18 protein-coding genes are annotated in these 21,344 nt (G+C 63.4%); 3 read left to right on the top strand and 15 right to left on the bottom strand.

Going from position 1 to position 21,344, the window contains the following annotated elements; translation table 11 throughout:
• Positions 1-105: 105 nt before the first annotated feature.
• The 6 genes from purU to ACSKT0_RS10150 all read right to left on the bottom strand — a co-directional run bounded on the left by purU (position 106) and on the right by ACSKT0_RS10150 (position 6,318).
• Positions 106-954, bottom strand: a complete 849-nt coding sequence (gene purU, locus ACSKT0_RS10175) for a formyltetrahydrofolate deformylase (protein ID WP_437774006.1) — start codon at positions 952-954, stop codon at positions 106-108.
• 272 nt (positions 955-1,226) lie between these two features.
• On the bottom strand, positions 1,227-2,759 hold the full coding sequence (menE, locus tag ACSKT0_RS10170; RefSeq protein ID WP_437773627.1) for an o-succinylbenzoate--CoA ligase: 1,533 nt from the start codon (positions 2,757-2,759) through the stop codon (positions 1,227-1,229).
• Between the two features lie 10 nt (positions 2,760-2,769).
• A complete protein-coding gene (locus ACSKT0_RS10165; protein WP_437773626.1) occupies positions 2,770-3,225 on the bottom strand; it encodes a MaoC family dehydratase in 456 nt (151 codons plus the stop codon).
• 67 nt (positions 3,226-3,292) lie between these two features.
• A complete protein-coding gene (locus ACSKT0_RS10160; RefSeq protein ID WP_437773625.1) occupies positions 3,293-4,480 on the bottom strand; it encodes an acyl-CoA dehydrogenase family protein in 1,188 nt (395 codons plus the stop codon).
• Positions 4,477-5,370, bottom strand: a complete 894-nt coding sequence (locus tag ACSKT0_RS10155) for an amidohydrolase family protein (RefSeq protein WP_437773624.1) — start codon at positions 5,368-5,370, stop codon at positions 4,477-4,479. Before ACSKT0_RS10155 ends, ACSKT0_RS10160 begins: the two co-directional genes overlap by 4 nt.
• 15 nt (positions 5,371-5,385) lie before the next feature.
• Positions 5,386-6,318 (bottom strand): SDR family NAD(P)-dependent oxidoreductase, encoded by a 933-nt coding sequence (locus ACSKT0_RS10150; RefSeq protein WP_437773623.1) that lies wholly within the window; start codon positions 6,316-6,318, stop codon positions 5,386-5,388.
• Between the two features lie 127 nt (positions 6,319-6,445).
• On the opposite strand from ACSKT0_RS10150, the gene ACSKT0_RS10145 reads away from it, so the two are divergent.
• Entirely contained in the window at positions 6,446-6,913 is a 468-nt protein-coding gene (locus tag ACSKT0_RS10145; protein ID WP_437773622.1) for a MarR family winged helix-turn-helix transcriptional regulator, read from the top strand.
• 50 nt (positions 6,914-6,963) lie between these two features.
• On the opposite strand, the gene ACSKT0_RS10140 is transcribed toward ACSKT0_RS10145, so the two are convergent.
• Positions 6,964-7,548: a PadR family transcriptional regulator gene (locus ACSKT0_RS10140; protein ID WP_437773621.1), complete on the bottom strand. Its 585-nt coding sequence runs from the start codon at positions 7,546-7,548 to the stop codon at positions 6,964-6,966.
• Positions 7,549-7,711: 163 nt separating this feature from the next.
• On the opposite strand from ACSKT0_RS10140, the gene ACSKT0_RS10135 reads away from it, so the two are divergent.
• A complete protein-coding gene (locus ACSKT0_RS10135) occupies positions 7,712-8,833 on the top strand; it encodes an aromatic ring-hydroxylating dioxygenase subunit alpha (protein WP_437773620.1) in 1,122 nt (373 codons plus the stop codon).
• A gap of 7 nt (positions 8,834-8,840) precedes the next feature.
• Complete coding sequence (locus ACSKT0_RS10130; protein ID WP_437773619.1) at positions 8,841-9,851, top strand: PDR/VanB family oxidoreductase; 1,011 nt, start codon at positions 8,841-8,843, stop codon at positions 9,849-9,851.
• Positions 9,852-9,997: 146 nt separating this feature from the next.
• On the opposite strand, the gene ACSKT0_RS10125 is transcribed toward ACSKT0_RS10130, so the two are convergent.
• The 8 genes from ACSKT0_RS10125 to ACSKT0_RS10090 all read right to left on the bottom strand — a co-directional run bounded on the left by ACSKT0_RS10125 (position 9,998) and on the right by ACSKT0_RS10090 (position 21,311).
• Positions 9,998-11,071: a LacI family DNA-binding transcriptional regulator gene (locus ACSKT0_RS10125; RefSeq protein WP_437773618.1), complete on the bottom strand. Its 1,074-nt coding sequence runs from the start codon at positions 11,069-11,071 to the stop codon at positions 9,998-10,000.
• 44 nt (positions 11,072-11,115) lie between these two features.
• On the bottom strand, positions 11,116-11,904 hold the full coding sequence (locus ACSKT0_RS10120; protein ID WP_437773617.1) for a heme-binding protein: 789 nt from the start codon (positions 11,902-11,904) through the stop codon (positions 11,116-11,118).
• 38 nt (positions 11,905-11,942) lie between these two features.
• The gene (locus ACSKT0_RS10115; protein ID WP_437773616.1) at positions 11,943-12,998 is read right to left on the bottom strand and encodes a Gfo/Idh/MocA family protein; all 1,056 of its coding nucleotides are present in this window, start codon (positions 12,996-12,998) and stop codon (positions 11,943-11,945) included.
• A 429-nt stretch (positions 12,999-13,427) separates the two neighbouring features.
• Positions 13,428-15,914, bottom strand: a complete 2,487-nt coding sequence (locus ACSKT0_RS10110) for a beta-glucosidase (RefSeq protein WP_437773615.1) — start codon at positions 15,912-15,914, stop codon at positions 13,428-13,430.
• A gap of 69 nt (positions 15,915-15,983) precedes the next feature.
• Positions 15,984-17,642, bottom strand: coding sequence for a sulfatase family protein (locus ACSKT0_RS10105; RefSeq protein WP_437773614.1), 1,659 nt, complete (start codon positions 17,640-17,642; stop codon positions 15,984-15,986).
• Between the two features lie 62 nt (positions 17,643-17,704).
• Positions 17,705-18,541, bottom strand: a complete 837-nt coding sequence (locus ACSKT0_RS10100; protein ID WP_437773613.1) for an ATP-binding cassette domain-containing protein — start codon at positions 18,539-18,541, stop codon at positions 17,705-17,707.
• Positions 18,538-20,373: a dipeptide/oligopeptide/nickel ABC transporter permease/ATP-binding protein gene (locus tag ACSKT0_RS10095; protein WP_437773612.1), complete on the bottom strand. Its 1,836-nt coding sequence runs from the start codon at positions 20,371-20,373 to the stop codon at positions 18,538-18,540. Before ACSKT0_RS10095 ends, ACSKT0_RS10100 begins: the two co-directional genes overlap by 4 nt.
• Positions 20,370-21,311 (bottom strand): ABC transporter permease, encoded by a 942-nt coding sequence (locus tag ACSKT0_RS10090; protein ID WP_437773611.1) that lies wholly within the window; start codon positions 21,309-21,311, stop codon positions 20,370-20,372. The genes ACSKT0_RS10095 and ACSKT0_RS10090 overlap by 4 nt, the downstream gene beginning before the upstream one ends.
• Positions 21,312-21,344 lie beyond the last annotated feature (33 nt).

Genomic DNA, 21,344 nt, shown 5'->3' with positions numbered 1-21,344 from the left:
CGTGCAGGGCCGCAAGCCCTTTTGTTGGCGATGCCTACTTCGGCAGTGTTCCGCCGCTTGTTCTTCACGAAAACGACAGAGGCCGGATCTTTCGTCGGCATGCCGTCAGGCGAAGACAACCGTGTGGCCACCGAAAAGGATGACACGCTCCTCTGCGTGCCACTGCACGGCGCGAGACAGCACGGCTCGTTCCACGTCGGCACCCCGCCGCTGCATGTCAGGCGCCGAGTCTGCGTGGGTAACCCGAACGACGTCCTGGTCGATGATGGGGCCCTCGTCAAGTTCCTCGGTAACGTAGTGCGCTGTCGCGCCGATCAACTTAACCCCGCGCTGCTTCGCCTTGGCGTAGGGGCCGGCACCAATGAATGCGGGGAGAAAGGAATGATGGATATTGATGATGGGGGCACCCAAGTCCCGAATGAATTCCGGGGACAGAATCTGCATGTACCGCGCCAGCACCACGAAATCCACATTGTCTCGCAGCAATCGCAGGTGTTCCGTTTCCACCGACCGCCGGTCCACGCCTTGGGTGGGCACATGGAAGTACGGGATGCCGAAACGCTGCACTTCTTCGGCCATGTCGGGGTGGTTGGAAATGACCATGGTGATGGTGATGGGGAGTTCGCCTCGCCGTTGCCGCCAGAGCAGGTCAAGGAGACAATGGTCAGATTTAGAGGCGAGAATCGCAACACGCTTCGGCTTGGCGTAGTCACTGAGCGTGTATTCCAGGCCCATTTCTGATTTCACGGTCTTGTCCAAAGCAGCACGTAGTTTACCTAATGCCGGCGATAGGTTCGCAACGCGCACTAGGGTTCTTTGGAAAAAATGACCGCCTTCTTCATTCTCCGAATATTGGTCAAGCGAAACGATGTTTCCTTGGTGTTCTTTGAGCAAAGTGGCCACCGCTGAGACAATTCCGGGGCGGTCCGGACCGTGGACAATAAGGCAAGCCATACCGTCGCGACCGGAGGGTGGGGACTGTCGTTCGAGCGGGGCCTTCTGCAGGGTAGAGGTCATGACGGGGCAGGCTTTCAGATTGGGACCCAGGCCTAAGCGGTCTGGCTGGGTCGGGGACAACAAACCGCTACCAGTCAATCTATGAGCGGGCCCTTCCAAAGTCATCGTCCCTGATCACCAATACAAGCCCACGAACAGTGCGTCGTGCATAATTCACGTAGCAAACGAAGCGCCTGATCGGCCGGATCTCGCAGTTGCTCTGAGTCAGCCTAGGCCAGGGCACTCTTCCGGTAGTTTTCACGCAGGTCGTTCTTCCGGATCTTCCCGCTCGCGGTGCGCGGCAGGTCGTCGACGATTTCGACCGTGCGCGGGATCTTGTATCGGGCCAGCTTTCCATCGAGGTGGGTGGCGATATCGGCGTGTGTGACGTGCTGTCCCTCGGCCGGAACGATGACCGCGTGCACTGCCTCACCCCACTTTTCGTCAGGTACACCGATGACCGCCACAGAGGCCACGGAGGGAAGTTCCATTATGGCCTGCTCGACCTGCGCCGGGTAGATGTTCTCCCCGCCCGAAATGATCATGTCCTTCAGCCGGTCGGCGATATACAAGAAGCCCAGATCGTCTATGTACCCCATGTCACCGGACTTGAACCAATTCCCATCCTGAAAGGCGTCTGCCGTGGCGTCTACCCTGTTCCAGTAGCCGGGGATCACGTTGGGGCCCTGGATCAAGATCTCCCCGACAATGTGGGCGGAAACGTCTTCACCGTTCGCATCAACGATCCGGATGCTTGTGAAAAAGTGCGGAAGACCGGCGGAGCCGGCTTTCTCCCGCGAGTACTCGGATTGCAGCGAGGTGGCCCCCGGTGACGTTTCTGTCATGCCGTAGCCGCCGGAAAAGGAAAGTCCTCGTTGTTCGTATGCGTCGAGGACCCGCGTCGGGACCGCCGAACCTCCACAGGTGAGCATCCGGATCGAGGAGAGGTCGGTGGCATCCCAGTTCGGGTGCTCAGAAAGCATTTGGTAGGTGGTGGGCACACCGGAGAGCGAGGTGACGCGATAGTGTTCGATGGCGGCCAGGACGGCCGACGGGTCGAACCGGTCCTGAAGCACCAGGGTTCCCCCCTTGAGCAGGGTGGGCAGTGCGCCCATGCCGAGGGAAGCGACGTGAAACATGGGGGCAATCATCAAGGCAACCTGCGTGCTGGTGACGTCATAGTCGACCAGGACGTTCAACGAGTTCCAGGTCAGGTTCCCGTGGGTCAGGATGGCGCCCTTGGGGTTACCGGTCGTTCCGGAGGTGTACAGGATGATGGACGTGTCGTCCAGGGAAACCGAATATTCGTGGTGCTCTGCCGAGGCTGCGCGGATGGCCGCCTCATAGGACCCGACGACGTCATGGCCGGCTTCAACGACGAGTCGCGCCGCGACGGGCCTCACGGCGGTGGCCGCCATAGCCAGGCCTTCGCTCTGCCGGGCATTGATGAGCAGGGTCGTTCCGGAATCTTCCAGGGCGAACGCCACTTCCTGCGGTGCCAGGCGGGTGTTGATGGGAACAAAGATCGCACCGATGCTTCCGCAGGCGAAGAGCGTCTCAAGGAACGCGGGGTGGTTGTTGCCCAGGTAGGCCACCCTGTCCCCGCGTTTGATGCCCTGGTTAGTCAGTACGTTGGCCAGCCGGTCGATGCGGTCGGCCAGCTGCTCGTAAGTCACGGACACGGGGCCGTCGATGATGGCGGTGTGCCCTCGGGACTTGACCCGGCGTTTGTGGATCCAGCTTCCTAATCCTTGGTTCAACATGCGTGCGTCTTTAGGCGTAGAAGCGGTAGATGCCGCGGGAAACGACGGCGGGTTTCGGGGCGCCGTCGGCCTCCACGACCTGGTCGACGGCGATCTGGTAGCCACCCCTGACCTCTTCGACTTCGGCGATGTGTGCCTTCATGCGGATCCGTGCGCCCACTGGTACCGGTGACGGGAAGCGGACCTTGTCCAGCCCGTAGTTGACCCGGGTGCCCACACCGGTGACGTCGAAAAGCTCCGACCAGAAGGCGATCTGCAGGCTCAGCGAGAGGAAGCCGTGGGCAATCGGGCCGCCGAACGGGCCCTCCTTGGCCTTTTCGGGGTCGGTGTGGATCCACTGGTGGTCATCCGTCGCATCGGCAAAGGTATTGACCTGATCCTGAGTGACCGTCCTGAATTCGCTGTAACCCAGGTCGGTGCCGGCGGCGGTTGCGAGCTGCTCGTAGGAAAGAACTGTCTGGCCCATGATGGGTTCTCCTTGGATAGGTATTGGGTGGTTCAGGTAACGCTTGGTAACGCCGCGGGGCTTCCGCCTAGCGGAAAGCCCCGATGCCCGTAATGGCCCGGCCCAGGATCAACGCATTGATCTCGTCGGTGCCCTCGTAGGAATAGATGGCTTCGGCGTCGGCATGGAAACGGGCGACGTCGTAGTCGAGAACTATGCCATTGCCCCCGCAGATCTCCCGGGCCAGCGCCGCGGTCTCCCGCAGCATCCGAGCGGTGAACATCTTGGCCATCGCAGAGTTTTCGTCTACGTAGATGCCCTCGTCTTGCGCCTGGGTCAGGCTGACCACCATTGCAAGGGACGCGGTGACATTGGTGAGCATCGTGGCCAGCTTTTGCTGGATCAGCTGGAACGAGGCCAGCGGCTTGCCGAACTGCTGCCGCCCGGAAACGTACTTCAGCGCGGCCTCGTAGGCGCCCGCCGACGCGCCGGCGGCGATCCAGGCGACGTCGGAGCGCATGTTGCGCAGGCACGCCGCGACGTCAGCGAACGAGTTGATTTTTTCCAGTCGGGCCGTCGCCGGGACCCTCACCTGCGTGAGCTCGATGTCGGCGTTCTGCATAATCCGCAGGCTGGTCTTGCGCTCAATCTTGCTCAGCTTGACTCCCGGCGCATCGGTGGGCACCAGGAAGCACTTGACCTTGGAATCGGCCGTGTCGCGGGCGAAGACCGCCAGCACGTCCGCCTGGGCAGCGCCACCGATCCAGCGCTTGGCACCGTTGATGACCCAGTGTCCGCCGTCGTCGTCCCCTTCGAAGGTGGCGGAGGTTTCCAGCCCCCCGGCGATGTCCGAGCCGTGCTCCGGTTCGGTCAGCGCGAAGACGCCCTTGTACTCGTACGAGATAATCTTCGGGTCAAGGTCCGCCACCTGTTCAGGGCTGCCGCCCAGGTTCACCGTGGTGCGGAACAACCCGGACTGCGCGTTGTAGAAAGTCACCACGGAAGCGTCCACCCGGGCGAGCTCGAAGTTCCGGAAGCCACCGAAGAGTCCTCGTACTTTCTGGCCAGCGGCCAGCACCTCGGCGGGGGCCATCAGGTTCAGGTTCATCAAGGGCTCGATGACCTGCTCGGGAAACTCGCCACGATCCCAATACTCGTTGACGATCGGGCGCACTTCTTCATCGAGCACCGAGCGAAGGCGCAACAGGGCTGCGCGTTCTGCGTCTGTGAGCAGGCGGGCAAAACCGTACTGGTCACTTGAAAAGAAGCCGGTCATGCCTGGTCCAGTCCCAGGACCCGGACCGCGTTGTCCTTGAGGATCAGCGGGCGGACTTCGTCCTTGAGTGGTAGATCGGCAAAGGCGCCAAGCCACTTCTGAGGCGTGATCAGCGGGTAATCGGTTCCGAAGAGCACCTTGGTTGACAGGATATTGTTGCTCAGCTTCACCAGCGAGCCGGGAAAGTACTTCGGGCTCCAACCAGAGAGGTCAATGAAAACGTTGGCCTTGTGGGTTGCGATGGAATTGGCCTCATCCTGCCATGGCACCGAAGGGTGCGCCATGATAATCGTTAGGCCCGGGAAGTCAGCTGCCAGGTCGTCAAGCAGCAAGGGGTTAGAGTATCGAAGCTTGATGCCACGCCCGCCGGGAAGCCCGGCACCCATGCCGTTCTGTCCGGTGTGGAAGATACACGGCAGACCGAGTTCCTCAAGTGCAGTCCAGAGTGGGTAGAACTCCTCGCGGGCGGGATCGAAGCCCTGCAGCGAGGGGTGGAATTTGAAACCCCGAACACCCAACTCGTTGGCCTGGTATCGTGCCCCGACGACGGCATCCGCACCAGTGCGCGGATCGACAGAGCCAAAGGGGATCAGTACGTCGTTGTTGCGGGCGGCGCCTGCCACCAGGTCTTCGATTGAATTGGGCTCATGTCCGAGCGCCGTTCGCGCATCAACCGTGAAGAGGACCGCTGCCATCCTCGCCTCACGATAGACCTCGGCGATCCGGTCCACGGAGGGGGTGCGCTCCTGGGATTTGAAGTAGGCGGCCGACGCCTCGAAGAGGTCCTCAGGCATGGCTTTGTGGCCGCAGTCGTCGACCTCGACGTGCACGTGCATGTCGATCGCGGTGATGGACTCGAGGTCGATCCCGGGTTCGTAGCGAACGCTCATGGCTTGCGTTCCTTGCTAATTTGCTGCCGGCTCGGGCTGCAGCTCGGCAGGAAGCTCGGGGAAGGACTCGCCAACTGACTGCAGCTTGTTGCCGAAGAGGGTGTTGAACTGCTCCTGCAAGGTGGAGTAATCCCAGCCGCCGTCGTGGAACTCCGAAATAATGGCTTCCGGGTGGCTCCACAACTGCAGGCGGTCCCCGCCGGCGCCGATGGCCTGGCCGGTAATCTTGCCCGCTTCCTCGGAGGCGAGGAACGCAATCAACCCAGCGACGTCGTCGGCCGTGCCGAAACCCAGTTCCTTGCGGAAGAACTCCGGCATCGCTTCACCGCGCTCGTCCGCCTCCACGGCCTTGGCAAAGAACGGAACAGTCTTGGTCATGGCCGTGGCCGCGACCGGGATGACCGCGTTAACGGTGACGCCGGCACGCTTCATCTCCAGCGCCCAGGTGCGGACCATACCCACGATGCCGGCCTTGGCTGCCGCATAGTTGGTCTGACCGAAGTTTCCGCGCTGGCCCGTCGGCGAACCAATGGTGATAATGCGGCCGGCGACACCGTTTTCCTTGAAGTAGCCGAACGCTTCGCGGACGCAGGTGAAGGTACCGCGCAGGTGGACGTTGATGACCAGGTCAAAGTCCTCGTCCGTCATCTTCAGGATGGACTTGTCGCGCAAGACCCCGGCGTTGGTGACCAGGGTGTCCAGTCGGCCGAAGTTCTCCACGGCCGAGGCAACAAGGGCCTTGGCGGTTTCGCTGGAGCCGACCGGCGCCACCACGGCGACGGCTTTGCCGCCCCGGCCCACGATCGATTCGACAGCTTCCGCCGCGACATCGGCGTCGACATCATTGATGACCACGGCGGCACCTTGGCGGGCCAATTCCTGAGCATAGCTCAGCCCGAGACCACGGCCGCTACCGGTGACTATAGCTACTTTTCCAGCCAGTGACATGTTCTGCTCCTTCAGGGCTTCTGTTGTTCCCGCCGACCGCTCGTGGGAACCTTGCTGTATACATAACAACTTAAACTCTTAAAAACGTCAATGATTAATCTTCTTATCTACCCTGAAAGGCGCTGACTTGGTAAGCCGAACCAGCACGAGCACCGACACAATTGATCGATTCCTCACGTGTGAGCTGGCAGGTGAAATTGAATTCCTGACGGCCCGCGCACGCGCAACGGGCGCGGCGAGGGCCAACAAGCTGCTCGAACCGTTGGGCCTCAAGGTGCGCTCGTACTCGGTCCTGTCCCTGTCCTGCAGCGGTCTCGCTCCCACGCAACGGGAGCTGGCCGACTTCCTCTCTCTGGATCCCAGCCAGATCGTGCCGCTGGTGGATCAATTGGAAACCCTCGGACTGGTGGAGCGCCGCGCCGATCCCCAGGATCGGCGCTCCAAGGTCATTGCCGGAACTCCGGCCGGGCATGAGCTGTACAGGAAGGCACGCCGCGCCACTGCACAGGGCGAATCCGTGGCACTGGATCAACTGAACCCGGCGGAGCAGGAAACTCTGCGCCAGTTGCTGGCCCGCGTAGCCTTCAACCCGTGAGGCGGGGAGCCCTGACGTGTGCGCCAGCGGGCCGCCTCGGACAACGGCGACTAAGCGCCGTCGAGATGATCGATAAGTTCCAGGCCACGCCGCGCCCAGGCAATCTCCGTCTCTGCACGGGCAATCAGCCCTTCGTAGGTAAAGATCTTGAACTCCGTGGTCCGAAGCCGGTCAGCCTCTGCGGTCATTTCCAGACGCTTGCGCAGCATGATGTTCGTCCCGCCGCGGAGTTCGCTTATCATGTCCTCCCACTGCTTCCGGCGCAGCTCGTGGTATGCGATGTGGGCCTCCATCTGCGTCCGGGCAGATTCAGGTTCCGCCCACTCGAGGTAAGCGGCTTTCAAGTGAACCGGGTCCCGCTCCCTTGAATATTCCAGCGGCGTATTTATCCACGCCCGGAAAGCGGCGATCCCCGAATCTGTAATCCGATACCGGGTCTTCGTTGCCCTGTGACCCCACGGAACATCCTCTCCTTCCAGGAGGCCATCCTTTTCCATGCGCCGAAGTTCAGGGTAGATCTGGGAGTCGGGCGCGTGCCAGACATAGGCCACCGAGGCCCCGAAGCGTTTGGACAGGTCATAGCCGGTCATCGGTTCCACCGACAGAAGCGCCAGCAAGGCATAACGGAGACTCATGGGGACCTCGCTCAGGAACAGGCTATTGCTAATAACTATATCCGTAGATAGTCTGTGACCCACACACTAACTATGGGCATAGGTATTCTGCTTGAAATGCCCCGCGATGGACCATCCCGGGCCGTCATGGTCGACGGCTGTCCGGGCAACGGAAGGAAATACTGTGACAGCTGTCCGGAGTCAGAGTTCCACCACCAACAAGGTGCTGGGCTATCCCCTGAACGCCTGGTACGTCGCCGCATGGGACAAGGAAGTCACGCGCAAGCCGATGTCGCGCAAGGTGGCAGGGCGGCCTTTGGCCCTCTACCGCACCGAGGATGGCAAAGCTGTGGCCCTCGCAGACGCCTGCTGGCACAGACTGGCCCCGCTGTCCCTCGGTAAGACGCTGCGCAAGGACGAGATCCAGTGCCCGTACCACGGCATCGTCTACAACTCTGCCGGCCGGTGCGTCTCAATGCCCGCCCAAGAGACGATCAACCCCAGCGCCACTGTCCCGTCCTTCCCGGTTGTCGAGCGTCACCGCTACGTGTGGGTCTGGCTTGGAGACGCCACTAAGGCTGATGTCAGGCTCATTCCCGACATGCACCAGCTGGACTCCCCGGAGTGGGCCGGCGATGGCGAGACAATCTACGCTCCCTGCAACTTCCAGCTGGTGCTGGACAACCTCATGGACCTCACCCACGAGGAATTCATTCATTCGTCCTCCATTGGCCAGGAGGAACTGAGCGAATCGGACTTCGTAGTCACTCATGACGATGAAACCGTCACCGTGGCACGTTGGATGTTCAACATTGACGCCCCACCCTTCTGGCTGAAGAACATGCGAGATAAGTTCCCAGGGTTTGAGGGAAAAGTGGACCGCTGGCAGATCATCACATTCCGCTCCCCCTCCGTCATCAACATTGATGTGGGCGTGGCCAAAGCGGGTACGGGCGCCTTCGAGGGCGACCGTTCGCAGGGCGTCAACGGATACGTCATGAACGCCATCTCACCCGAGAGCGACAAGAGCTGCCACTATTTCTGGGCGTTCATGCGCAACTACCGCCTGGACAGCCAGCTCATCACCTCCCAGCTGCGGGACGGGGTCCACGGCGTGTTCGGCGAAGACGAGGCGATGCTCACGGCGCAGCAGGCAGCGATCGACGCCAACCCCGACTATGAGTTCTACAGCCTCAACATTGATGCCGGCGGAATGTGGGTCCGCCGCCTCATCGAACGTCAGCTCGAATCCGAAGGCCGCCTGATCCCTAGCGCCGAGGACCGGCAGCAACGAGACAGGTACTGAGACAAACATGGCAGCATCCAACATCGAAGTCTGGCAGCTCGGAGCAGTGGTAGAAACATGCACCATCGCCACTGGTATCCAACGCGTTGTGCTGGAATCAACGATCCCCAGAAAAGCAGAACCCGGTTCCCACATCGACGTCATGGTGTCGGCCAACGGCCATGAGGACAGGCGCTCGTACTCCGTAGTCGAGTCCAGCGAGGACGGAAAACGCCTGGTCATCAGCGTCCTGAAGGCGCCGCTGTCGCGAGGCGGATCGGAGTTCATCCATGCGCTCAAGCCAGGGGACCACCTCAAATTTACCCAACCACTCCAGAACTTTCCGCTCCGGGTCGGCGCGGAACGCTACATCCTCTTGGCCGGAGGCATAGGGATCACTGCGATGATCAATATGGCCCGCGTCCTGAAGAACCTCAACGCGGCCTACACCTTCGTCTATGCCGGACGCACCCGCTCAGCCATGGCTTACCTGGAGGAGCTTCAGAAGACCCATGGTGAAAACCTAGTGGTCCATGTTGACGATGAAGGCTCGTCCCTGAACGTCGACGCCCTTATCGCCGGCGTCAACATGGACACGGAACTCTACATGTGCGGTCCCATCCGCCTCATGGACGCTGTCCGCCGCACATGGACCGATCGTGAGCTGAACTTCCCGAATCTGCGCTACGAAACCTTCGGCAACAGCGGCTGGTTCGACCCCGAAGAATTTATCGTCAAAGTTCCAGCGCTCGGCCTGGAAGTGGCGGTGGGACAGGGCCGCTCCATGCTCGAAGCCCTTGAAGATGCCGGCGCTGACATGATGTTCGACTGCCGAAAGGGTGAATGCGGCCTCTGCGAGGTCCGAATCCTGAAGCTCGAGGGCACCATCGACCATCGGGACGTCTTCTATAGTGTCAGGCAGCAAAACGCCACCGAAAAGATGGCGTGCTGCGTTTCCCGTGCGGTGAAATCGGAAGCCGTGTTGGAGGCGAAGTCATCTTCAACCTCGCCGGCAGTGGTGACCATCGAGGTCTCGTGACCGGGCCGGTGGCGACACGCTTCCGTGTATTCGCTCCCAGTTCCTTAGGAATCCGCCCAGGATGTACCGACTCACGGATGGTACGCGGTATCGAGGTACGTCGGATCACCGTGTCCGTCCCGGGACGTGACTGGCCGTGTCCCCCATTAGAGAAAGGAGTAAGGGTTTTCGTTCGCTTCTTCCCTTGCCGGTCCAGTGGTCGATCGGACAATGAGCGTAGCTTCGGTCGCGACTTCGAGAGGCCTGGCCTCTAGGGCGGTGAGCCGTCGCGTAATCGCAGAGAGCGTCCCGTCGACGGTGAGGTCCACGTCCTGACGCACTGACGTTAGGTCGTTATAAGACAGTGAAGCAATGTCACTGTCGTCGTATCCCGTGACAGAGATCGTGCCAGGAACGTCGACACCTGCGTGTCTGAAGGTGGCGAGCAACCCGGCTCCACAGTGGTCGCTGCAGCCGATTACCGCCGTCGGGAGCCTGTTTCGGGCGAGGAGTTCGCGGGCCGCCGTTGCTCCGTCTTCTTCTCCGAAACCGACCTCGACGACGTCGATCTTGTCGGCCAACCCATTCGCAGTCATCGCCGCACGGTACGTCGCGGCGCGATCCGGTCCCCAGACGCCGCCGAGACCACCTGCATAGGCTATGTCGCGATGCCCCGCGCTTGCGAGATGGCCGACGAGCAGCATGAGCCCGGCGTCGTCGTCGGTACGCACGACGTCCGCGCGGGACTCCCTCGACCGCTCGCCAAGCCAAACCACTGGCATCAGGTCGAGCGCTCGTTGGAGCGCTGGCGAGTCCGGATCGGGGTTATAACAGGCCAACGCCTCCACCCGATGCTCCAGGAGCTCGGAGATCACGACCTCGGTGGTCCGCCGTTCGGTCACCGGACCGAGCACAATGCCGTATCCCTCCTCGGCAGCACGTTCGAGCAGGCGCTCGACCACACGTACCTCGAAGGAATTCAGGGCGGTGAAGAGCACACCTATGAGGTACGTCCGGCTCTGCCGGAGCATTCGTGCCGAGGCGTTCGGCCGGAAGTCCAGCTCTGCGGCCGCGGCGAGAACAAGCTCCCTCGACGCTTCACTGGGTCCTGATACCCCGCGGAACACGAGCGAGACGAGCTGCCGCGAAACCCCGGCGCGGGCGGCGACATCGCTCATCGTGGGCATCCGGCTAGGCCCCGCCCCTGCCGAGGTCCCGAGGTGCCGCTCAGAGCTGTCCATCACGTGTCCAATCATATTGCCTGCACGTTGAGTAGCTGTTTGCCTCACCTCACCGCAAAGTCATACTCCTGGAAAACCGCAACATCGCTCTGCCAGCGTGACTCGACGAAGGCGACGTGCGATGGGTGCGCGTTATACGCGTCATAGCTCGCCTGATCTGCAAAGACCATCGAGATCTGCCAGTCCAGGTCACTCTTGGCGCTCACCTGGCGATTCACAGCGAAGTCGACGACGCCGTCGATCGCGGTGAGCGTCTTGGCCGCAGTGTCGAGGAACTCCGCCTCGGCGTCCGAGCCGTGCTCGTGCAGGAGGCGGAAGACGACGGTGTGGCGGATAGCCCTGCCAGATGCCGGTGCGGATTGGTCCTCGAGATGACCTCGGAGGGCTTCCACGACTATTGTGTGGTCGGCGTCGTCGGAGATGCCGGAGACCACTGCTACGCCGACTGCGGTCCCTCGTACGCGGATCGGGAATCCTCCCCCGCTAAGCGTGTGGGTGCTAGCATCGAGCCCCATCCGCGCGGACTCTTCCACGATCCCGTACTCCCGCAGCCTGTGTGTCGTGAACCATGAGCTCGCGTCGTAGCGGCGGACGAGCGCTGCCTTGCGTTCCATCCACTGGTCGTTGTCGGCCGAAGTTCCCCTCAGGCCAGCGTGAAAGACTCGCTGCTCGCCGAGCCAGATCGCTGCCGTTATCGCAGCCGAGCGCTCGTGGGCGATTGCGAGGATTCGTTGGCCAACGGCCCACGCGTCGGCGTGGTCAAAGGCCTCGAAGTCGATCGTGCGATCGTGTTCGAGGAGCTGGTCAAGAGTGTGCGTGGTGAATGCTGTCATAGTTTGCTCCTGATTGTCTTGATGGATTCTTTCGGTCACTATTCGGCTGCGGTTGCCATTTGGCGCCCAGCGTGCGCGACCTGTCGCCTTGCCTCGTCGATTGTGGCCATGATCGAAGCCATTTCGTCGTGTGGGTGCAGCGGTGACTCGATTCGCCCCTCCGCAACGTAGGACGCGAAGGCCGTCGCCTGATATCCGAGCCCCTCGTGCAGGGTCTCAAAGGTTTCGTCCCGCCACGTGGCAGTCTCCTCGGAGCGGATCATGCCGGTCGTAAGCGTCACGCCGGAGGGGCCGAAGAACGGGCTTGCCAGCTCGATCCGCCCGGTTGTACCCATGATCGACGCAACGACGGGAAGGGAGGTGACGATCGAGGTGGAAACAAGCGCCGTCGCCCCACTCGCCGTGGTCAAGAGGAGGTCGGCGCGGGCGTCCACACCGGTCGGTGCGAGCACGCCCGCCGCGGTGACAGAACTCGGAGAGCCGAGTACGGACGACGCGAACGAGATCGGATAGATACCGGCGTCCAGCAGGGCACCACCCCCGAGTTCGGCCTTCCACAGACGGTGGCCGGCATCGAAAGGCGCGGCGAAACCGAAGTCGGCCCCGACCAACTGAACGTCGCCGACCACTCCGTCCGCGAGGAGTTGGCGGACGATGTCGGCCTGAGGCAGGTAACGGGTCCACATCGCCTCCATCACGAGCACTCCTGCCGCCCGGCCGGCGGCCGTGATTGCGCGCGTCTCACTTGCTGACATCGCGACCGGCTTTTCGATCAGGACATGCTTTCCCGCGTGGATCGCCTCGAGCGCGAGATCGAAGTGCTGCGGGTGCGGCGTCGCGATATATACGGCGTCAACGGAGGCATCCGCGATGAGCGCCGACACGTGCTTGTGCACGCTGGGGATGCCGTGTTCCGTCGCGAACGCGGTCGTCTTCGCGGCATCACGGGCAGCTACGGCAACGGCCCGTTGCGCCGTGTGGGCATGAAGCGCGTGGACAAAACGAGAGGCGATCCCGGTTCCGATGATGCCCCAGCGAAGGGCGGGAACGGAGTCCGCAGGAATGATTCTGGGATCAGGCAACGTGAGTGACATAAGGGACCTTCACTGGGAGGGGAGACGAAAGATGAATTTAGCTCGTGCTATTAGCTCGTGCTAATTGCTGACAATATCAGGTTATTGAAACTGTCACCACAGCGTTCTGATGTGACGTTTTCCAATTCCGGCCTCTCTGCTAGTAGGTCATCTCACTCCTGGCAGCTGCCCCGAAAGGGGGCACCATAACCGGGCTCTTCGTCGCAATGTTGGACACAGGAGAGGCGGCGTCCGCTGCAGCTGGCGCCTGGAGATCGGTCCCCCAGGCCAGCATCCGGCCTGGCAACTGACGCGTGTGCCGGTCGCTGATAGACGGCGGTACCGAAGCGCAGGTCTGGTCCGCTGCTCCAGCGCAGCTCCCGTCTCAGGGAGCCGCACTGAACCAGATACGTTCGTTCTCGCTACCCGCCAACTGGGAGGTGGCCTTTCCTAGCCCTCGAGCGCCAAGTCCACTGACAGCGGAAGCTCGCTGACTGAGGTGCCGATGCGCAGGCGGTAGGCACCGGGTTCGTAGGTCCAGCCGTTGTCCCAGTAGGCCAGGAGGCGGGTGGGTATGTTGATAACCGCGGTGATTGTTTCGCCGGGTTCGGCCCATACGGGGGCGGAGGCGACGAGCCAGCGCGCGGGGCGGTCCACGGCGGAGCCGGGCCGTTCGGCGTAGACCTGCACCACCTGCTTGCCGGGGCGGTTCCCGGTGTTGCTCAGGGTCAACTCGAGGGGCACGACGGCGCCGGGCGCTGTGGTCGCCGGGACGTCAACTGTGTCGAGGGTCCAGCTGGTGTAGCCGAGTCCGTGCCCGAATTCGTAGGCCGGTTCCGCTCCAGTCTTGAGCCAGGCGCGGTAGCCGATGTGGATGCCTTCGTCGTAGCGAAGTTTGCCGTTTGCGTTGGGTGTGGTGTTGATGACGGGCACGTCGGCCTGGGTGGCGGGCCAAGTGGTCGGGAGCCGTCCGCCGGGCTCGGCTTGCCCGGTGAGGATGTCCGCGAGGGCGTTGCCGAATTCCTGGCCGCCGAAGTAGCCGATCAGGGTGGCCGCGACCTCGTGGCGCCAGGGCATGAGGACGGGGGAACCGGAGTTGACGATCACAACGGTGCGCGGGTTGACCGCGGCGACGGCATGAACCAGGCGGTCCTGAAAGCCGGGCAGGTCCAGGCTGGTGCGGTCGAAGCCTTCCGATTCCACGCGGGAGTTCGTGCCGACCACGACGACGGCGACGTCGGCTTCCAGGGCGGCCTTGGCAGCCTCAATGATGAGCGCTTCGGGGTCGGAGTTGTCCGCCTCCGTGCCGATCGTGACACTGAGCGCGTTGGACAGCGCGGCGGTGCGGTTGGCGATGTCCAGTTCGATGCGGACGTCGATGGGTTTGCCGGCGGTGACCTGGACAGGGATGGTTTCCGAGGGTGGGGCAAGGAACGCGGCCCCCAGGTCGGTGCCGAAGGGGACGATCGTGGCTTCGTGCCGGAGTTGCCCGTCCACGAAGATCCGGCCGTGCCCGGCCGTGGCGAACCCCAGGTGGATTGTCCCGGTCTCCCCCGGGGTGTAAAGGGTGTGTAGTTGCACCATAGAGGATTCCGCGATCGGGGCGTCCCCGCCGAACCAAACCAAGGCCGTGGAACGGCGGTCCTCCGCGAAAAGTTCCTCGTCGGTGGAGGCAAAGAATCGCACCCGCAGCCCCGGGCCGCCCGTGACCGGGTTGGTCAGCTGCTCCAAAGGCAGTTCGGCGACGCCTTCCTGGACCACGGCGCCTACGTTGTATCTGACGTTCTCCTTGCCGAAGGCTGCACGGATTCCGTCCAGCGGTGTCACGATTTTCTCGGGTAGCACCGTGGCAGATCCGCCGCCTTGTGTGCGGGCCTGCAAGGCGTTGTGTCCGATCACGGCGATCTTGCCGACGGAGGCAGGGTCGAGCGGCAGCACGCCGTCGTTCTTCACCATCACGGTGCCGGCCGCGGATGCTTCCCTTGCGAACGCGAGCGGGTCCTCGCGGTCTATCGGTTCGGCCTGAACGGGGTCGAAGCCTTCCAGGGCGCCGACCCGGGCGGCCAACTGCAGGATCCGCAGCACCTTTCGGTCGACCGCCGCTTCCGGGACCTGCCCGCACTTGACCGCCAGCACGAGCTCTGCGCCCCACGGGCCGTCAGGGCCGGGCATCACCAGATCCTGGGAGGCGCTGGCGGAGTTGATGCTGCGCACGGCGGTCCAGTCGCTGATGACGACGCCGTCGAAACCCCATTCGCTGTTCAGCGGTGTTTCCAGCAGATCGTTCTCGGTGGCCGTTGCCCCGTTGATGGAGTTGTACGCGCTCATCACCAGCCAGGCACGGGATTCAACGATGGCTTTCTCGAACGCCAGCAGATACAGCTCTCGGAGGGGGCGCTCGTCGACGAGAACATCCACGGTGAAACGGTCCGTTTCGGAATCGTTGGCCACGTAGTGTTTCGGGGTCGCACCCACCCCGTTGCGCTGGACCCCGGCCACATACGCGGCCGCGAGTTCGGCGGTCAGGACCGGGTCCTCGCTGAACGCCTCGAAGTGCCGGCCGCCCAGCGGGGAACGGTGCAGGTTGATGGTCGGACCAAGAACGACGTCGACTCCCTTGCGGCGGGCTTCGACGGCCGAAGCGGCACCCAGACGGTCCGCGATCGCAGGGTCCCAGGTGGAGCTGATCGCAGCAGCGGACGGGAAATTCATCGACGGTTCGCGCTCGTCCCACACCTCCCCGCGGACGCCGCTTGGGCCGTCGGAGACCAGGATGCGTCGCAGCCCGATCTTCTCCATCGGCCAGGTCGTCCAGAAATCCCGACCTGTCAACAACCGCACCTTCTCCTCCAGAGTGAGCTCGGCCAGAAGGGACTCCAGGCGCTGGTCGATGGCAATCTGGGCAGCTGAACGGTGACCCGGAGTCAGAGTTTCCATGTTGGGTTTCCTATCTTGAAAATGATTTGTTGGTGGGCACTTGGGCCCTGATTTCGGAAGTTGTTCGGGCTAGGTGGTGTGTTCGGCCCGGACGGGCACGGGCGCAAGGATTTCCTCGCTGGGCTGGAAGCCGATCCGCCACGCACGGAACCACAGCTGCCCGGCGTCGTAGTTCAGCACTGGTCCTGAGTACAGATGCCAGCGCCGTCCGTCGTGTTCGGGGCTGCCTGCGGCCCGTTCCATGGGGTTTCTGCCTTGAATAGGCCCGGGTGGATCCGAGGTCCACGCGATGGACGCTCCGTCGGTGACGCATTCAGCTTCCAGCCCGTATGGCGTCCGGACTACGATGGGTGCCGCTGTGGTGCGGGGCAGGCCTGCGGGCCGCCAGCGCTCGATGAGTTCCGCTTCCTCGACTAGACCGAGGTCGCCGAAGCGGCCCTGCCACCGCGCCAGCGCATCCCGGAACCGGTCAAGGTCCGCGGCATGGTCTGGATCGGCGGCGAGGTTCCGGGTTTCGTGGGGATCCTGAAGAAGGTCGTAGAGTTCCTCGACGGGCTTGGAAACGGCCACGAGCGTGCGCTGAAGCTCGGTGAAGATGCTGCGGGGTTCACCGCAGGCAAGCTGCCGGGCCTCCTCTGCCGCGATACGGCGCAACTCAGACCATGTCGGGAGCCGGTCCGGGTAGTCGGTGTGAAGCATGGGCGGGCGGTCGGGGTGGAAGTTTCGGACGTATCTGAATCGCAGGTCCCGGACGGTGCGGGAGGTGTCTTCGGCTTCATCCATCCGGTCCCGTCCGCCGTAGACGTACTGGTTCGGTTCCTCCATGAAGGACCCGTCGGGCCCGAGCAACGGGACGCCGTGCATGTGTTCGGGAACGGGCAGTCCGCAGGCGTGGAGCATGGTCGGGGCCAGATCCATCGTGTGGACCAGATCTCCCCTGACCGTGCCGGCGGGGATCTTGCCCGGCCAGCGTATGACCAATGGCTCGCGGAGGCCTGCTTCCGTGGCCCAGCGTTTGGCCCGCGGCAGGCCTTTGCCGTGATCAGACCAGAACACCACAATCGTGTTTTCCGCCAGGCCGTCTTCTTCCAGCTGGTCCAGTATGGTTCCCACCCAATGGTCCATTTCGGTAATGAGGTCCGCGTACCGTGCCCACGCCCGCCGGAACACGGCCGTGTCCGGATAGTACGGCGGCAAGGGCGCCGACGCCGGACCATGCCTGTCAGCGGTCCCAACGTTCGCCGTACTCGCCTCGAATGCGTCGTCGTCCACATAGATCCGGGATTCGTGAGTGGCCATGCCGTGGAATGCCGCGAAGAAGGGAGTGCCGGGATTAGGACGGTTCCGCCAGTGTGCAACAGGTGAGCAATCGTCAAAGACGGTGGGCGGAATGTCGACCTGGAAGTCCGTGAACCAGTTGTTCGTACAGTAATAGCCGGCCCGCCGGAAATACTCCGGCAACAGCTTCACCCCCGGCGGAAGCACGGCCTTGGTGCGCATGTGCATCGTCCCGATCACCGTGGGGAAGCATCCGGTCATGATCGCGGACCGTGCAGGCGCGCACACCGGGGCGGAAGCGAACGCGTGGTCGAATCTGGCCCCTTCGGCGGCGAGCCGGTCCAGGTGGGGCGTCACCGCGTACTCTGCCCCGGGCCAGACACCCGTGTAACAGCCCAGGTCGGGGTTGATGTCGTGAGTGGAGATCCACAGGATGTTCGGCTGGTTCATTGCCTGGAGCTGCGGAGATAGCAGTTGGCGGTGATCAGGAGGATGTTGGTCACGGGTACTCCTTAGGCAATCTGCTCGGTGAGGAGCCGGTGGCGTTCTTCGCGGCGTCGGGCCTGGGCTTCGGGGTCGGCAACCGGGGCGGCGAAGAAGAGCCGCTGGGTGTAGGGGTGCCGGGGGGCGCTGGTGACCTGGTCGCCGTCGCCGAATTCGACGATGTCTCCCCGGTACATGACGGCCACCCGGTGGCTGATGTGCCGGACGACTTCGAGGTCGTGTGAAACAAACAGGTATGCGACGTGCGTTTGTTCCTGGATGTCCTTGAAGAGTTCCAGGACGCGTGCCTGCGTGGACAGGTCCAGTGCGGAGACGGGTTCGTCGCAGACGATGAGTTGCGGTTTCAGGGCAAGTGCGCGGGCGATCGCGATGCGTTGTCTCTGGCCTCCGGAGAATTCCCGGGGCAGCCGGTTCCCGGAGTCGGCCGGGAGCCTGACCATCTCGAACAGCGCCTGGATGCGTTGGGAGGTTTCAGCGCGCGGGACCTTCCGGACGGTGAGGGGTTCGGCAAGGATCTGCTCGACTGTCCGGGCCGGGTTCAGTGAGGTGTAGGGGTCTTGGAAGACGACCTGGATGTCGCTGGCCAGTTCCCGGCGCTCGGATCGGCCGGCATGGGCGATGTCCTGGCCACGGAACAGCACTTTGCCTTCGGTCACGGGTGCCAGACCCAGGACGGCGCGGCCCAGGGTGGTCTTTCCCGAGCCGGACTCCCCTACCAGGCCGACGCATTCTCCGGCGCGCACGTCGAGCGAGACGTTGTTGAGGGCCCTGAAGGGCTTGGACCGGAAACCCTTTGCCGGGTATTCGACCGTGACGTTCTGGATGTCCAATAATGGCTGGTTCACCGCAAGGCTCCCTTCCGGGACGGGCTGGCACTGGGTCCAGCGTCGAAGGTGGCGAGTGGTCCGCGGGGGCTGGTTTCGCCGAGGATGGCTCCGAGGAGTTCGCGGGTGTAGGGGTGGCGCGGGTCGGTGAAAATGGACCGCGTGGGTCCGGTCTCCACAATCCTGCCCATCCGCATCACCGAGACGCGGTCGCAGAGGTCTGCGACGACGCCGAAGTTGTGGGTGACGAGGATGACGGCCATCTGGAATTCCGATTGCAGGTCGCGCAGCAGGTCCAGGACTTCGGCCTGGACGGTGACGTCGAGTGCCGTGGTGGGCTCGTCCGCGATGAGCAGATCCGGGTTGCAGGAGATTGCCCCGGCGATGAGGACGCGTTGGGCCATTCCACCGGAGACCTGGTGAGGGTATGCGGCGAACGTCCGCCCGGGGTTGGGGATTCCCACGCGGGCCAGGAGCGCCAGCGCGCGTTCTGTTGCTTCCTTCTTGGAAATCCGGAGGCAGATCCGCATCGGTTCGACCAATTGGCTGCCGATCGTGAACGAGGGGTCCAGGTTGGACATCGGCTCCTGGGGGATGTAGGCGATGCGTGAGCCCCGGATCTTCTCCATGTCCTTCTCGCTCAAGGCAGCCAGGTCTTCCCCGTGGAAGAAGATCGACCCTCCCGTGATCCTGCCGCCTTCGGGCAGCAGCCGCAGGGCCGACCATGCCGTCTGGGTCTTGCCCGAACCGGATTCGCCCACGAGACCGTGGACCTCGCCGCGGGCAACCGTGAGGGAGACGTCGTGGACCACGCGCTTCGTGCCGCCGTCGCCCGTCTCATACCCGACCGAAAGGTTCTCGATCCGGAGGACCGCCTCGCCGGCCGGACCGCCGTCGTCGTGCCGCATGACTTCTTCGCCGACGACGGCGGGTGGTTCCGCATGCTGCTTACGGCGGCGCTTGCGGGGCGCGTTGGAGCGTTCGAGTTCGTCGCGCAGGCTGTTGGCGAGGAGGGTCAGCGAGATCAGGGTGAGGCCGATCGCGAGGGCTGGCCAGATGATCAGCAACGGTGCCGTGTAAAGGTTGGTGAACCCGTCGCTCAGCATCTGTCCCCAGGTGGGGACGTTGATGTCCCCCAGGCCCAGGAACTCGAGTCCGGACTGAACGGCAAGTGCAACGCCGCCGACGATCGCGGACTGGACCACGATGGGTGCGCGGACCACGGTCAGGATGTGGATGCCGATGATCCGCCGGTCTCTGAGGCCGGAGACCCGGGCGGCATCGACGTACAGCTCGTTCCGGACGGCGGAAACCGAGGCGTAGACGAGCCGGAAGAAGGCCGGGGACAGCATGACGCCGAAGATCAGCATCGAGGCCCAGAGGGAAGGGCCGACGACGGCGCGCGCGGCCAGGAGGACGATGATCGCCGGCAGTGCCATCAGCATGGAGATGACCCAGGTCGAGACGGTGTCGATCCACTTGCCGTAGTACCCGGCCAACAAGCCGCCGGTCACACCGATCAACATTGCGGTGACCAGCGCGACAAGCGCGCCGGCGAGGCTGAACTGCGCCCCGAAGAGGAGCCTTGAGAGCACGTCGCGGCCTGCGCCGTCCGTCCCGAGAAGGTGCCCGCCGTCCGGGGACGACAGGACCGCGGAGATGTCGGCGGTGTTGGGGTTGTGTGGCGCCAAGAGCGGGGCCGCAATAGCGCTGACGATGACCACGGCAAGGAAGAATGTTGAACCCAGCGCCAGCGGGTTGCGCAGCACGCGGCGCAAGAGGGATGCCTGGGCGGCGGCCTCCGGCGGGGCGATGGTGAGCTGGTGATCCGGGGCGTGGACAGGTGTACTCATGACAGACGCACTTTCGGGTTGAGCCAGCCCTGGGCCAGGTCTACAAGGAGGTTGAAGATGATGACGAGGATGCCGGTGGCGACGAGCAGCCCCATGACGAGGGGGATGTCCCCCTGGGTCGTGGCTTGTACGGCCACTTGGCCGAGGCCGGGGATGGCGAAGACCTGCTCGACAATTACTGCCCCGCCGAGAAGACCCACGAAATAGACCGCCAGGACCGCGAGGGCAGGGCCGGCGGCGTTACGCAGGACATGCTTGAGGACCACGCGGCGGGCGGGGATTCCGCGGCTGCGCAGGGTCCGCACGTAGTCGTTGCGCAGGGCATCGATCACGGAGCCGCGAACCTGCTGGGTGACGCTGGCGATCCCGCCCAGGGCGAGGGCAATCACGGGAAGGGTGACGGTTTTCGCCCACCCCGTGGGGGAAGTCAGGAACGGCACGTACCCGGTGGGGTCGAACCAGCCCAGGGTGAGGGCGAAGACGAGGACCAGCCCCACCGCGAAAAGGAAGCCTGGAATCGCGTGGCCCACGATCGCCAAAAGCTGGGCCACCCGGTCAACCCACCCGCGTTTGGTGGCGGCGAGCACGCCCAAGACCACCGAGATGACGGCGATGAGAACGATGGCGCCGGCGACCAGGGACAGCGTCACGGACAGGCGCGAGCCGATGGCATCAAGGACCGGCTGACCGCTGAACCACGACGCGCCCAGATCGCCGCGGACGGCGTGCGCGACCCAGTCCCCGTACTGGACCAGAACGGGCCGGTCAAGGCCCAGTTGCCGGGCCTTGAGGGCAACCGTCTGCTGGTCGGCGCTCTCGCCGAGGATCTTCCTGGCGATGTCACCGCCGCCAAGATAGAGGAGCGTGAATCCAAACGTAGTGATGGCGGCCAGCAGCGCGACGCCCGTCAACAGCCTTCGCCCGATAAAGGTAAGCATTGTCGTGATCTCTCGATTCGTGGGAATGGCTGG

Origin of the sequence: Arthrobacter sp. KNU40 (assembly GCF_051515115.1) — a bacterium.
Classification (GTDB): domain Bacteria; phylum Actinomycetota; class Actinomycetes; order Actinomycetales; family Micrococcaceae; genus Arthrobacter.
The sequence above is the reverse complement of the archived record's forward strand: the minus strand, read 5'-3'. Positions and strand labels throughout refer to the sequence as shown.

What these genes read in the sequence shown, in the direction of transcription:
- purU (WP_437774006.1), bottom strand. Translation starts at nt 954, where the DNA reads ATGGCTTGCCTTATTGTCCACGGTCCGGACCGCCCCGGAATTGTCTCA.
- menE (WP_437773627.1), bottom strand. Translation starts at nt 2,759, where the DNA reads ATGTTGAACCAAGGATTAGGAAGCTGGATCCACAAACGCCGGGTCAAG.
- ACSKT0_RS10165 (WP_437773626.1), bottom strand. Translation starts at nt 3,225, where the DNA reads ATGGGCCAGACAGTTCTTTCCTACGAGCAGCTCGCAACCGCCGCCGGC.
- ACSKT0_RS10160 (WP_437773625.1), bottom strand. Translation starts at nt 4,480, where the DNA reads ATGACCGGCTTCTTTTCAAGTGACCAGTACGGTTTTGCCCGCCTGCTC.
- ACSKT0_RS10155 (WP_437773624.1), bottom strand. Translation starts at nt 5,370, where the DNA reads ATGAGCGTTCGCTACGAACCCGGGATCGACCTCGAGTCCATCACCGCG.
- ACSKT0_RS10150 (WP_437773623.1), bottom strand. Translation starts at nt 6,318, where the DNA reads ATGTCACTGGCTGGAAAAGTAGCTATAGTCACCGGTAGCGGCCGTGGT.
- ACSKT0_RS10140 (WP_437773621.1), bottom strand. Translation starts at nt 7,548, where the DNA reads ATGAGTCTCCGTTATGCCTTGCTGGCGCTTCTGTCGGTGGAACCGATG.
- ACSKT0_RS10130 (WP_437773619.1), top strand. Translation starts at nt 8,841, where the DNA reads ATGGCAGCATCCAACATCGAAGTCTGGCAGCTCGGAGCAGTGGTAGAA.
- ACSKT0_RS10125 (WP_437773618.1), bottom strand. Translation starts at nt 11,071, where the DNA reads ATGGACAGCTCTGAGCGGCACCTCGGGACCTCGGCAGGGGCGGGGCCT.
- ACSKT0_RS10120 (WP_437773617.1), bottom strand. Translation starts at nt 11,904, where the DNA reads ATGACAGCATTCACCACGCACACTCTTGACCAGCTCCTCGAACACGAT.
- ACSKT0_RS10115 (WP_437773616.1), bottom strand. Translation starts at nt 12,998, where the DNA reads ATGTCACTCACGTTGCCTGATCCCAGAATCATTCCTGCGGACTCCGTT.
- ACSKT0_RS10110 (WP_437773615.1), bottom strand. Translation starts at nt 15,914, where the DNA reads ATGGAAACTCTGACTCCGGGTCACCGTTCAGCTGCCCAGATTGCCATC.
- ACSKT0_RS10105 (WP_437773614.1), bottom strand. Translation starts at nt 17,642, where the DNA reads ATGAACCAGCCGAACATCCTGTGGATCTCCACTCACGACATCAACCCC.
- ACSKT0_RS10095 (WP_437773612.1), bottom strand. Translation starts at nt 20,373, where the DNA reads ATGAGTACACCTGTCCACGCCCCGGATCACCAGCTCACCATCGCCCCG.
- ACSKT0_RS10090 (WP_437773611.1), bottom strand. Translation starts at nt 21,311, where the DNA reads ATGCTTACCTTTATCGGGCGAAGGCTGTTGACGGGCGTCGCGCTGCTG.